General features: G+C 55.8%; 10 protein-coding genes and 1 pseudogene. 5 read left to right on the top strand and 6 right to left on the bottom strand.

Annotated elements, in window-relative coordinates:
• From ABYP39_RS05735 to ABYP39_RS05725, 3 genes are all read right to left on the bottom strand, one after another.
• Window positions 1–182 (bottom strand): hypothetical protein (locus ABYP39_RS05735; protein ID WP_372781511.1); only part of this gene is annotated, 182 nt, incomplete at its 3' end.
• Window positions 183–863: 681 nt separating this feature from the next.
• Window positions 864–2,975: a hypothetical protein gene (locus ABYP39_RS05730; RefSeq protein ID WP_372781509.1), complete on the bottom strand. Its 2,112-nt coding sequence runs from the start codon at window positions 2,973–2,975 to the stop codon at window positions 864–866.
• A gap of 17 nt (window positions 2,976–2,992) precedes the next feature.
• Window positions 2,993–5,335 (bottom strand): TonB-dependent receptor, encoded by a 2,343-nt coding sequence (locus ABYP39_RS05725; protein ID WP_372781507.1) that lies wholly within the window; start codon window positions 5,333–5,335, stop codon window positions 2,993–2,995.
• Between the two features lie 133 nt (window positions 5,336–5,468).
• On the opposite strand from ABYP39_RS05725, the gene araC reads away from it, so the two are divergent.
• The gene (gene araC / locus ABYP39_RS05720) at window positions 5,469–6,593 is read left to right on the top strand and encodes an arabinose operon transcriptional regulator AraC (RefSeq protein WP_372749089.1); all 1,125 of its coding nucleotides are present in this window, start codon (window positions 5,469–5,471) and stop codon (window positions 6,591–6,593) included.
• Here the strand turns inward: araC and ABYP39_RS05715 are convergent.
• Together ABYP39_RS05715 and ABYP39_RS05710 are read right to left on the bottom strand one after the other, a co-directional pair.
• Entirely contained in the window at window positions 6,574–8,550 is a 1,977-nt protein-coding gene (locus ABYP39_RS05715) for a glycoside hydrolase family 3 C-terminal domain-containing protein (protein ID WP_372781505.1), read from the bottom strand. The genes araC and ABYP39_RS05715 overlap by 20 nt on opposite strands.
• A 104-nt stretch (window positions 8,551–8,654) precedes the next feature.
• Entirely contained in the window at window positions 8,655–9,377 is a 723-nt protein-coding gene (locus ABYP39_RS05710) for a DapH/DapD/GlmU-related protein (RefSeq protein WP_372758925.1), read from the bottom strand.
• A 44-nt stretch (window positions 9,378–9,421) separates the two neighbouring features.
• On the opposite strand from ABYP39_RS05710, the gene ABYP39_RS05705 reads away from it, so the two are divergent.
• Together ABYP39_RS05705 and cysE are read left to right on the top strand one after the other, a co-directional pair.
• Window positions 9,422–10,111 carry a tRNA (guanosine(46)-N(7))-methyltransferase TrmB gene (locus ABYP39_RS05705; RefSeq protein WP_372749092.1) on the top strand — a complete coding sequence of 230 codons (690 nt, stop codon included), beginning with the start codon at window positions 9,422–9,424 and terminating at the stop codon, window positions 10,109–10,111.
• 28 nt (window positions 10,112–10,139) lie between these two features.
• Window positions 10,140–10,955: pseudogene (gene cysE / locus ABYP39_RS05700) on the top strand (serine O-acetyltransferase).
• Between the two features lie 34 nt (window positions 10,956–10,989).
• Here cysE and ABYP39_RS05695 read toward each other — a convergent pair.
• Window positions 10,990–11,778 carry a M48 family metallopeptidase gene (locus ABYP39_RS05695; RefSeq protein ID WP_372781503.1) on the bottom strand — a complete coding sequence of 263 codons (789 nt, stop codon included), beginning with the start codon at window positions 11,776–11,778 and terminating at the stop codon, window positions 10,990–10,992.
• A 76-nt stretch (window positions 11,779–11,854) separates the two neighbouring features.
• Between ABYP39_RS05695 and ABYP39_RS05690 the strand changes: the two genes are divergently transcribed.
• Window positions 11,855–12,451 (top strand): DNA-3-methyladenine glycosylase I, encoded by a 597-nt coding sequence (locus ABYP39_RS05690; RefSeq protein ID WP_372758798.1) that lies wholly within the window; start codon window positions 11,855–11,857, stop codon window positions 12,449–12,451.
• Window positions 12,452–12,476: 25 nt separating this feature from the next.
• Window positions 12,477–13,028 carry a DUF4136 domain-containing protein gene (locus ABYP39_RS05685; RefSeq protein WP_372758797.1) on the top strand — a complete coding sequence of 184 codons (552 nt, stop codon included), beginning with the start codon at window positions 12,477–12,479 and terminating at the stop codon, window positions 13,026–13,028.
• The last annotated feature ends 9 nt before the right edge of the window (window positions 13,029–13,037 follow it).

Here is a 13,037-nt window from a genome sequence, read left to right as displayed (position 1 = left end):
ATAACCAGTTCGTCACCGACGCCGATATTCTGTTGAATTGAGCGATACGATACTGGGATAACCGGCTTAAGCGAGGTGCACCCTACTAACGCAAACAGCATAATAATGACTATGATCCGGTCGGCAACTGGACTGCCACGAAACCTACGACATCGATCAGGCGCGCAAGATCGGCTTTTCATGCTATTAGCTCTAGGGACAGCAATTCGGGGTCAACCATACTTATATGTGACACAATTTCCACCCAACAATTTGATGCCGGTGCAGCCAAACAACCGCAAATAAACCTCCAACGCTGTACGATTCTCTAGCAGGATCTCGACGTAATTTTTTTTGTAAGAGCATCGTCTAGCGGAATTTTTTTGGGTTTCGGTTAAAAAGTAAGAGGCGTCACATAATGACGATATAAGGATAAAAGATAAAATAATGGCAGGACGGTATATTGTTTTTACTTTGTGAGAAGTTATAGAAAACCGAACTTTTTGTTGGACGACCCCTAGCATGCTCCCCTCCTTCCTTAGTGAGGACATCACCGGCAAACCCAATATCGGCCGCCAACTTTACACTTAACATGACCATTATTTGACGCGACGAAGACACACTGCCATTTTCTACGCCACGGTCCGCGTGAGTATCTTCCGGTAGTTGTATTTCAGTCAACAAATATTTTTTGGCCTTCGCTGAAATAAAAAAAGGCGCAGTTTAGCCAGGAAGCAAAAATTCATACTTTGGCCACTATAAGCATCCTGATATCAGTCGCTCAGGACTCGCCCGCAATCGCGGCCCCGGAGCGTATAGCGGTTCTCAAGAAAACAGATTCGGTAGTAACTAAGAAAGACTCATTTTGGCCGCGATGACAATCCTTATCGAACCACAATCCGCACCCGCGCCAGATTATAGATACGCGCAAAGGGCGTTTCTGAATCTCCCTCGCGCTGTGAGGCCACTCGCAGTACCGCAAAGTGCGTACCCGGTTCGGTGTAGCGATGAATCAGCGATACTACCGTGGGGCCATCATCTGGGTTGGCAATCTCTGCGGGTATCGCAAACTGACCACTGCCATCCAGATCCCACGCCGCACTTACCAGTGTGCCAGCCCCGCTTGGCACATCAACGGTTGCGATCAGGGCAACATCATCGCCGGCACTGATCACCGCCCGCTCGCCGCCGTTGGCATTCAAGCCAATGGTCGGCTGAATACCGTGTCGTTGGTCGGCATTATCCGGAACGATTACCTGCCCATTGCGGATGCTATAGCGAGTTGTACGAGCCGGCGCAATGCCCTGCTCCACCCAGGCGCTCACATCACGCAGCGCCTGCTGCAGCACACCGATGTAGCTAACCGTATGCCTTGGATACGCTTGTTTGGAATGGTCGTTGTGATTGGCGCGGTCAGTAAACCACAGACGAAACTGCTGATCCGTATTCTCGCCGAGATGTTCCACCACCCGCTGCCGGTACCAATCGCCCTGCCAAGGATAGGCCTCTGTATCAAACAGATTTTCAACCAGAATCATCTTGCCGCCGAACTTGCCCTGAGGCACGGTGCCAGCCGCCGCCATCGTAAAATGAGGACCCAGTATCATCGGCCGCTGGGGATAACGCGGCTTGCCATCCGTATCGCGAAACTGGTCCCATGCCGGGTATTCGTCACCGGGAACCTGATGCCGATGGTAAGTTTGGGCCGCGAGGAAATTGCCGTTATCCAACAGGATTTCATCACCGGCCTGCATCTGCTCTACCAGCTTCTCGCGACCGAAGCCCAACACCACAATATCGCCCTTGAGCTGAATCGCCGGCACGTATTGGCCGCTGGCCGGTCCACTGAGAACTTGCATATCCAGACCGAGAGAAGACTTTGCCGGTACAGCGGCCAACTGCAGTGCCACTGCACGGTTGTCCTGCAAGGATTTCCAGGCAGTGTCGGCCAGGTTTTTCGCCGTTCCGGGCTGATGTTCTGCCAGCAAATCCTGAACCTCTTTGACTGACAATAGCGCTTTCACCGACGTTTTATGCTGCACCCGCGCGTTCAAAAGCGAAGCAGGAGCTCTGTATCCCTCATAGCCGGGCTTAGTCCAGAAATCCTGAAAGTAACCGGGGTCCGCTGCAAGAATCCCGGGATAAAGCACGGCAAACCCGTGCAAACCCAGAGACGGGTAGACAGGCCAAGCCTGCAGCGGAAATCCCATGTTTGTAACTTCGTCAAATGCGCGGCGCTGCTCATCACTTAACCCGGCGTAGGGATCACCGCCACCGACATCCACCGCGTCGGCAATCTGCGCCAGTGTGTCACCCAGCACTCGCATGGCGTACATCCGCACAGTAAACACATTGGGAATGGCCATAGGCGAGCCGATAACGAAAGGCACCGCGCCGTCCCATACACCATGGGTATTCTCCATGCCACCTATGGTGCGATAGCCGCCGCCGCTGCCGCCAAAGGCATAGCCGTAGGGGCGGCCAGATTGATACAGCGCCTGTGCAATCACGCGGGAAAACTGCGCCACGGCCGCGTTGGCACGATAGGCGCCTATGGTTGGATCAATTCCGCTGCCCGGCATGGCCGTTGCGTTGCGACCGCCGCCATTGGTTTCTATAAAATACGCACCACTGGCAATCGAGAAGCCGATCTTGTCGTCGGCACCACTGCTGCCCTGCGACAGAGTTTCACTGTCAGGCACCGGCGTGATGTATTGAAAAAAGCGCCCTTCATATTGAGCTGCCGGCGGGAAGTACAGGGAAAAGCGTGTATCTGTCCCCGTGAAACCGCCGTGTATGTAGCGATGACGCACCGGCTCACTACGCCATTCATCGACATCGATATAGGGCTGATTGAAATGCGTATCGCTATTGCTCTGCTGCCAACTGTTCACAAGCACAGTTTGGGTAAGCACAGCGCTTTGTTGTTCCGGATTCGAGCTGCAGGAAACGACACCCAGGCAGCCCGCAATACACAGGGCTATCCACTTTTTCATGCTGACTCCTTTGCTCGTTACCATTGATATTCCACCGCTACGCCGTAGCTTCGATTCGCATCTGACGAAACGTTATGCACCAGATCGCGTCGGTCGTTAACCAGACTCAGCGGTACAATCGAAGCAACGTACATTTCATCGAACAGGTTTTTTACGTAGGCGGCAATCTGAAACCTGCTTGCACTGCTCAACCATCCAACGCGTAAATCCCAAATGCTGTAGGCGTCGTGGATGGTCAGCGGATGCTGATCATTGGAGAACTGAACCTCATCCTGCCAGCGACCGGTGAGCTGCGCATACAGCGTTTGTCCCAACTCGCCATAAACGTGGTCATACCGTGACGTCAGCGATGCACTCCACTGCGGCGCGTTCGCCAGTGGTTTGCCCGCAACATCCTGCGCATCGCAGGTACCGTCACCGTCGCGGTCAATCGCGCCGCCTTCATCTCCGCGTTGCCCCTGAAAACACTGAGTAACAAATTCTCTGTAGACCGCCTTGTTGTAGAGCACGGAGCCAACCAGTGTCACCGGATTAACCGGCCGGGCCGTAAATTCAATTTCCACCCCTTTGGTTTCCAACTCACCAGCGTTATCAAGCCGGAAGGACGCCAGCGAACCCGGGCTGTCTAGGTCTGTGATCTGCGCCTGAAAATCTTCAAATGTTGTATGAAAGGCAGCCACATTCAGTTCCAGCCGGTTGTCCAGAAGACGGCTTTTCAGACCCAGCTCGTAGGTCAGTGCGGTCTCCGGGTCCACCGGGTTATCAAGCGCCGACTGACTGTCCGACGCATCAAGATCAATTGCCGACCCTCGATAACCCGTCGCCACAGTGCCATAAACCGTGCTGTGCTCGCCCCAGTCGTATTGCAGGGACAGACGACCCGTCGCAGCGGTATCCTTCACCGTGGTGCCTCCCGGCCCAAACCGGCTCGACATCAACTCGGTGTCTGTTGCCGTGTGTGCCACACGCGAGAAACGCTCCAGCGTATCGACAATTACTTCGTCGCGTATGTAACGGGCTCCAGCCGTCAGATGCCAGCGCTCATTCAGATGCCAGGTCGCCTCTGCGAAAACACCGAGATTTCTTGTTTCAACAATCTGGAAGCTGTCCTCTCTCTGATTGAACGCATCCGAGCCTCCGAGCATGGCCGCCGGCACAGCTGGCAGCGGCACGCCCGGCGCCAGTACCGTCGCAAAAAATGCCGCGGGCAGATCGTCTACCGTGCGGGAAAAATCGCGTTCGATCCGGTTGTCGAACCAGAGCACACCAGCGGTGTACTCAAGCACCTCGCTGTCAGCGGATGTAACGCGAAACTCTTGAGTAAAAGTGTCGATAGACTGCTCAGCGCCGTTGCTGGTCAGGTCGACACGCTGACCATTGAGCCCGTCAGTACTGATATTGTCGCTGGTGTCGGCGGAACGGAACGCGGTAATTGACGACAGAGATACCGCACCAAGCTCCCAGTCCAGCGCCAGGGTCGACGCCAGGCTTTCGGTGTCATAGCGGTTGGTTCCAAAGGTCTTGCCGCGCCGGTTTTCCTTACTGGGTTCGATTGGCTGCAGTCGTTGCGCCAGCTCTGGGTGGGCACTGCGAAATACCACCGGTGGCGTTTCGCCATCGGTGCGTTCGAGCTCCAGATCGAAACGCACCATCAATTCGGCAGAAGGATCCCAGCGCAACTTGCTGCGCAGACCATAGCGCTTGACGTCCGGGAGATTGCTATCGAAGTTGATGTCTTCATAAACACCTTCGCTTTGCTTATAAAACCCGGTCAATCGCAGACCAATGGTATCGGTCAACGGACCACTGACCGTTGTTTGCACCTTGTAAAGGCTGCCGGGCCAGTCTGCATTTTTTTCGGTATTTACTTTCAACCGAGCTTCAAACTCCGGCGCCGGATCACGGGTGATGACGTGAATCAGACCGGCAGAGGCATTCTTGCCGAAAAGGGTTCCCTGCGGTCCGCGAAGCACCTCAATGCGCTCGATATCCGCAAAATCAAAATTCGCCAGACTGTTGCGCGCCAGCGGCACACCGTCAAGCATTACCAAAACATTGGGCTCTACTGCCGAGCTGAATACGTTTGTACCCACACCGCGTACACGTATTGAACCGCCGCTGGGCGAACCGTCGGGAGTCATGCGTACTGACGGAACAACCTTGGTAAGGTCTTCGATCGTGTTGATTTCATTGTTTTCTATGAAGGCGCGACCCACAGCGGTCACTGCCATGGGAACGTCCTGCAGGCTTTGCTCCCGCTTCTGGGCAGTAACAATCACTTCTTCAAGCTGCGCCAGTGCCGATGGCGTCAGCGCCAGCGAGACCGCAGCGATTGCGCTGGGCAATAGGTGGATTTTCATGGTGGTAACCTGCATGTTCTTATGGAATCCCTCGATTCTGCGCCAGTATCCACTGAACAGGAACAGACCCTTCTGCTATATTGCAGTCATTTCCTGCTACGCAGGTCGCCGGATTGCTTATGCTCGCAGTGCCATGCCCAGCTCTTCACTGACTATCTTCGCCGCCATGTGCTACCGGCTGCTGGCAGCCGACGGCAATGCGCACCCTCCTGATGAAACCGAAGTTGCAGCGGTACGCGATGTGGTGGGTGGGCATTTCAATGCCGAGGAGCTATTGCAGCTCAGCATGAGCATTCGCGCCGGAGCCGCTTTTACTCGCCAGCGGCAGTATCTGTTATCGCGCTGGCAGCCGGTAATGGAAGACGAATTCGGTGACGCCGAAGCCCAAGCCTTTCTCGACGATTACTTCAAGAATCCGGATTTTCCGTTTGAGTCCAACGGCATCTTCGATAACGGTCTGGTCACCAGTCGCACCCGCACCTTACGCGGCAATTTCAGCGACAGTGAGAGCGCCTATAGCGGGAATATGCCTTGCTGGACCTTGCACCTGACTCTGGAAGGGCGGGCTCTATTCATCAGTGAAGACCGCGAGTGGGAGGCAATACCCGGAGATCTGATGCTGTTTCGACCCAACGCCAGCTACCGCTACGGCCGCCATCCGGCCGCCGAGCTCTGGGATCACTACTGGGTTCTGTTCCAACCCCGCAGTCACTGGCAGGGCTGGCTTGAATGGGACGATGGCACGCCGGGATTGCAGCAGCTGCGACTTACGCAGGCCCATCAGCGCCAGCAGATCCTGAGCGCGTTTGAACGCCTGCTTGCACTTAAAGATGATGCTCCCCCCTTCCTCAAGGATCTGCAGCATACGGCACTGGAGGAAATACTGATTCGCGCTGCGGGCATCTGCCAGAACCAGCCACGACACCGCGATAGCCGGATTGATCTGGCCTGTCGTTTTATGGAAGAAAATCTCGCCACAGCCTTTCGCATTGAAGATGTAGCAGAAGCTTGCAATCTGTCGGCCTCTCGTCTGGCTCACTTGTTCAAAGATTATATGGGCATCAGCGTCAAAGCCTGGATTACCAGTATGCGGCTGCAGGAAGCCCGACGACGCCTCATCTACTCAGACGCCAACATTAGCCAGATCGCCTATGCCGTGGGATTTGAAGATTCCAACCTGTTTGCCAAAAACTTCAAGAAGAGCATTGGCTGTACACCGCGCGAGTTTCGCCAGTCGTTTACCAATCGTCCAGACTGATCGCTGCTGACAGCTGGACATCCCCCGAAGATCGGCCCACATGCACACGGTAGTCGCCCGCTGTTCGCACCCAGCTCACGCTGATCTCATCGTAGTGCGCAAGCTGATCCAACGGCACCTCAAAATCGAGCCGTCGCCGCTCTCCCGGCGCCAACCGCACTTTGACGAAACCCTTGAGCGCCTGGGGCGGGCAGGATTCCACCGGGCTACCGATATAGAGCTGCGCCACTTCCGAGCCCGCACGCTGCCCCGTATTGGTCAGCTGACAGCTTATCCGCAACACCTCATCGTCAGCGCCCAGTTCACAGAGGAGATCACTGAATGCAAAGCGGGTATAAGTCAGGCCGTGACCAAACGGAAACAGCGGTGCAATACCGGCATAGTCAGCGTAGCGGTAGCCGACAAAACACGCTTCGTCGTAGTGAACCACATTGTTTTCTCCTGGAAACGTGCGCAGCGATCGGTGCGCGGGGCTGTCGGCCAGACGCGCCGGAAAGGTGACAGGCAGTCGGCCGCCGGGTTCAGCATCACCAAAAAGCACCCGGGCAATGGCGCTGCCTCCTTCCATTCCCGGATACCAGGCCATCATCACGGCCGCCACCTCGTTTAGCCACGGCATGGCTACCGGGGCGCCGCAAAGCAGCACCACCACAGTGTTGGGATTGACGGCTGCGGTCTTGCGGATCAGGGCATCCTGTGCGCCGGGCAGGGCCAGTGCCTTGCGATCTACCCCCTCCGAATCCAGCCCGGGCCTGTGACTCAGGCCCGCAAACACGACAGCGACATCGGCTTCTTCGGCTGAACGCACAAACGTGTAGCGGCCCTTATTTTCCCGGCGCATTCCGGCCAGCGGAGTAACTTCGTAAGGAGGCCATACCCCGGCGCTGCCGCCCCACAGGGGAAAGCAGTTGCGCGAGGCCAGTTTAGGGCCCAGCAGGGCAATTCTCAGGCCGCACCGCGGTGCCAGGGGCAATACTGCATCCCGGTTTTTAAGCAGCGTAAAGCTTTCCTCGGCCATTGTCCGCGCCAGTTGCTGATGAGCCGGGGTGTTGCGACGCCCCGCTGACGGCGTATTGTCGAGATGCCCGGTCAGCGCCATCACCCGCAACAGATCGGCTACGCGACCGTCGAGTTCCGCCTCGGTCAACTGACCTGCAGCCACGGCATTGCGCAGATTGCGCGCCTTCAAGCGGCTTCCCTTACCGGGCATTTCCAGATTCAGCCCGGCGCGTAGACAGGCCTGGGCGCTGCTGGTGCGGCGAGCGGCAAACCAGTCACTCACCACAAAGCCACGAAACCCCCATTCGTTCCGGAGCTTGTGTTGCAGCAGGTACTCGCTTTCACAACAGGGAAAACCGTTAAGCGCGTTATAGGCAGCCATTACTGACCAGGCACCGCCGGTTTCGACCGCTGCTTTGAAGGCGGGCAAGTAGCTTTCTTCCAGCGCCTGCTCCGAAACCTTCGCGTCCAGTCGGACACGGTTAGTCTCCTGATTGTTGACCGCCAAATGCTTGACGCAGGCCGCAACACCACGCTGCTGTATGCCCCGGATAATGGGCACCGCAAGGCGGGCATTGAGATATGGGTCTTCACTGAGATATTCAAAAGTACGGCCGTTAAGCGGCGTCCGGGTGATATTGATCGCCGGCCCCAGTAGCACCCGCGCGCCGACGGAGCTGGCCTCATCTCCAACTGCCTCGCCATAGACTTGCAGCAGGCTTTCGTTCCAGCTTGCCGCCTGTGCAATCCCGGAGGGAAAAGCCGTACAGCGGTGCAGCGCTGAGTGAAAGGCGATGCCACGAGGACCGTCCGTCATCTTCATGGGGGCAATACTCAGTCGGGGTACGCCTTGGGTTTTGAACAGGCTTTTGCCGGCACACAACGAAACTTTCTCTGCCAGCGTCAGCCGCTGCAGCAGATCACTAACACGTTGTTCAAGCGGGTCCGATTCAGACATGAGGTAAGGGCCATAGCGTATGATTGCACGGGCCCACCCTATCCGGGAACAGGACACCATAACAGGTGTATAACTGCTGGATCACAGCGCTTTTCTGCTGCAATTCAGTCGCGAGTGGTAGGCCGCACCAGCGCACGCAGCCAGTTCAGGAACCCGTTCCCGGTGAGCACCATCCGGTCTACATCGTCGAAAAAACGCTCCAGTGCCGCCGGGTCTTTAAAATAGTCCGCCCGGGTAATCATCTCACGTTCGGTATCCAGCTGTTTTACCACCTGCGCCGGATTGCCGGCGACAATCACATTGGCTGGCACGTCACGGCTCACCACTGCGCCAGCTGCCACCACCGAATTTTCGCCGATCGTCACCCCTTTGAGCACAGTGGCGTGATCACCCAGCCAGACGTTGTCAGCAATGTGCACGGGTGCCACGCGATCATCGCGTTTGGTACGGTCGTATACACCGTGCCAGTCGCAGTCGGTGATATAAACACCATTGGCCATCATTACGCTGTGCCCGATTTTGATCTCATCGCTGGCTGAAATTCGCGTACCAGGACTGATCATCACGTAGTCACCTATTTCAATGCGTCCCGCATCTGGCTCTCGGCCCCACACGCCTATTTTCACCCGATTATCAGGCTCGCCAATGATCGTTGCGCATTTACCAATGGATATATTCGGCCCGGAAATTGAAATGTACCAAGGCTTCATACACGTGTGATAATCCCCCAGGTAATCGCAAGCAGGCTTTAGAAAGTGATTGGTATACCAGCGCCGAAAGCGCAGATAGTTCTTTTTCACCCAGTATGGGCGTCGGTCCTGACGCATGCCTTTTCTCTTTATGTAAATAATCAGTGCGGGAGGCCGAAAGTTTGACAAGCCAGACCGCAAAGGGCAACTCGGTACGTGCAGTTACCAGTAATCAGTCTGGTATACACGACAAATTAGAAGAAGAAGTGCGCAAACACCTGCGCAGTAGGTTTTTAAAGCCGTACGCTGAGCACAATGTAACCGCCTTTGAGCACGCAGGCTGCTGGCTTGAGCAGCAACGCAAACCGCTGCTGTTAGATTCCTATTGCGGCACCGGGGAAAGCTCCGTCTGGCTGGCGCAGCAACACCCCGATTGCGCGGTGATTGGTATTGATAAATCGTCTGCTCGGCTGAGCAAACAAAAACGCCTGCCAGAAAACTGTCTGCTGGTGCGCGCCGATACCGACGACATCTGGCGTCTGGCGCACGACGCAGGCTGGCAGCCACGGCAGCATACCCTGCTTTACCCCAATCCCTGGCCTAAATCCGAACACCTGAAACGTCGGATTCACACATCTCCTCTCTTCCCCACCTTACTAGCGCTTGGCGGCAAGCTGGAGCTGCGCACCAACTGGCGTATCTACGCAGAAGAGTTCTGCGCGGCGTTAAAAATTGCCGAAATTCCTGCCCATGCGAGAAAACTGGAGATTAATCAGCCAATTACTGCTTTTGAACGGAAGTATGCTGGTGCCGGTCAAACTCTGTGGCAAGTGGCTGTGCGATTGTCATCGCCCCCACTATCCCCGCTATAATGCAACAGTACACATCGAGGAAGGGATCATGAGCGCCGAACCGTTCAGAGCCGCGAGCACCACTGACAGCATCTGGCATTCCATCCGCAACGAAACTGCGGAAGAGGTAAAGCACGAGCCCGTGTTGGCCAGCTTCCTGCACGCCACGATTTTAAATCATGACTCACTGGAAACAGCCTTGAGTTTTCACCTGGCCAACAAACTGGATTCGCCAACCGCATCAGCCCTGCTGGTGCGTGAGGTTATTGAAAATGCCATGGCGGCCGACCCGACCATTGGCTAGGCCATGCGCGCTGATATTGCCTCGGTCAAACAGCGCGATTCTGCCTGTGACAGCCTGTCTATCCCCTTTCTCTACTTCAAAGGTTTTCACGCCCTGCAGTCGTACCGGATAGCCCACTGGCTGTGGAAACAGGGCCGCGAATCGCTAGCACTGTTTTTTCAGAACCGAATTTCCTGTGAATTCGGGGTAGATATTCACCCGGCTGCCAAAATCGGCCGCGGCATCATGCTCGACCACGCTACCGGCGTGGTAATAGGTGAAACCGCCGTGGTAGGCAACAACGTGTCCATCATGCAATCCGTGACTCTCGGAGGCACGGGCAAGGAACACGGCGACCGCCACCCGAAAATTTCAGACGGCGTACTGATCGGCGCCGGTGCCAAGATCCTCGGCAATATCCGTGTGGGCGAGGGTGCCCAGATAGCTGCCGGCAGCGTTGTATTGAAAGACGTCGAACCGCACACCACGGTAGCCGGCGTGCCCGCCAAGGTGGTCGGCAAACCGGACTGTGACCAGCCTGCGCTCGAGATGAATCACCGGGTGTGTTGCGGGGATGATTGAGCGGCGCTCTAGGCACCGCTCACGATGCGAACTTTCAGGGCGTGCAGTTAGGCCTGTAACCAGCCGAGCGCGCCTGCTTATAGATCTGCTGCATTTCTGGCATTAACGCCTGCAAGTCAGAAATGCGTGTTTCATGGGAGGGGTGAGTCGACAGAAACTCGGGCGGCTGTCCTTGAGAGGCCGCCGCCATGTTGTGCCACAATTCAATGCTGGCCTGCGGATTAAAGCCCGCCTGCGCCATTAATTGCACCCCGATATTATCTGACTCAGATTCCTGCAAGCGCCCATAGGGCATCAGCACACCGTACTGCGAGCCAAGACCCAACGCGGCCATCACCGTCTGCTGGCCCGCACCTTCACCTATTAATGCACCAATGATCTGCTGGCTGGACTGGGATACGAACTGCATCGACATTCGCTCAGCGCTATGTTGTGCCATCACGTGACCCACTTCGTGGCCAATAACGGAGGCTAGCTGATCCTGATTCTTAGCGACTTTCAATAGCCCGGTATGCACGCCGATTTTCTTGCCCGGCAAGGCAAACGCGTTGGCGCTTTTCTCGTCAAATACGACCACCTCCCAACCACCGCGATGTTCTGCCGGCAGCGTATTGGTAATAGCATCGGCAACACAGGTGACATATTGATTGACCTTGCCATCGCGCTGCACCGGTGTTTGCTGCTTCATCTCATCAAAAGCGGTGGCGCCCATCGTCGACATTTCGGCGTCGGAAAAAATTACAAGTTGCCGTCTGCCCGTTGGTGAGGTGGTGCAGGCTGCAATCAGTAAACCCACAAAAACCATTATCAGCGTGCGCTTCATGCCATGTATCCTTGAACAATCAATGCGGATTCGCATGGTATCACAGCCAAAAGAAACAACATGAAACGGGTTCACGATGGCCACAAAAATTCAGCGCTGCAGCTGGTGCGGCGACGACGAATTGTACTGTACCTATCACGATGAGGAGTGGGGCGTGCCGCTCAGCAATGAGCAAAAGCTGTTTGAATTCCTGGCGCTGGAATCAGCCCAGGCGGGTTTGTCTTGGATCACCATCTTGCGCAAACGGGAAAACTACCGCAAAGCGTTTAAACAGTTTGAAATAGCGACAGTCGCCAGGTTCACGAAAGCCAGCGTTGAGCGCCTGATGCTTGACCCGGGGATAGTGCGCAACCGCGCCAAGATAGAAGCCACCATCAACAATGCCCAGCGCTTTCTCGAGGTACAGGCGGAGTACGGCCGCTTTGCACTTTACCTGTGGGATTTTGTCGATGGCTCACCGCAGCAACCCGCGCGCCGCGCCATGAAAGACATTCCCGCCACCACCAGTCTCTCGGACAAAATCGCAAACGACCTGAAAAAACGCGGGTTTAAATTCCTTGGGAGCACCACGGTCTACGCCTTCATGCAGGCTACAGGCATGGTTAACGATCACATTGTCACTTGCCATCGTCACCCCGTATGCGTTGAACTGGGCAAAAGGTTCACAGTCTGAATAGATAGGCGACAGGGGAAAGAGCATGAAACACACATTTTTACTGGGTATGTGTCTTTGGCTGACCGCCTGTTCATCCGTGCCGGTTGAGACTGACTTCAACCCCACCGCCCCCTTCAACAGCTATCAGCGCTACCACTGGCAAAGTGAAACCAGCGGTGGTGACCGCAGTGTCAGCCCTTTTCATGTTGAGCGCGTGCGCAACCAACTACAAACCCTGCTGCAACAACAGCGCTATCAGGAAGCCGGGCGAACCGAAAAGCCGGATTTTCTATTGCGTTACTATCTTAGTGAGCAGATTGAGGGCCATGGTCGAGGCCGTAACACCCGTGGCTCCGTTGGCCTGGGCAGCGGTCGCGGGGGTTTTGGTCTGGGTGTATCGGTAGGTTTTCCGCTGGGGAGCAGCCACCCGGAACGAAAACTGCGAGTCATCGTGGATATTCTCGATGGCCATAGCAAGCAGCTTAGCTGGCGTGGTATTGCAGTCGTAGACGCGGATGATTCACCGGAAAAAGTAGGGGAAGCTATTGAGAGCGCGGTCAGCGCCATCTGGGCAAAATACCCGCCAGGCCGTTGATGACGACAG

The sequence above is a fragment of the Litorivivens sp. genome (assembly GCF_041625495.1).
Classification (GTDB): Bacteria; Pseudomonadota; Gammaproteobacteria; order Pseudomonadales; family Spongiibacteraceae; genus Litorivivens.
Note: the sequence above shows the minus strand (reverse complement) of the source record. Positions and strands in the feature narration are given on the sequence as shown.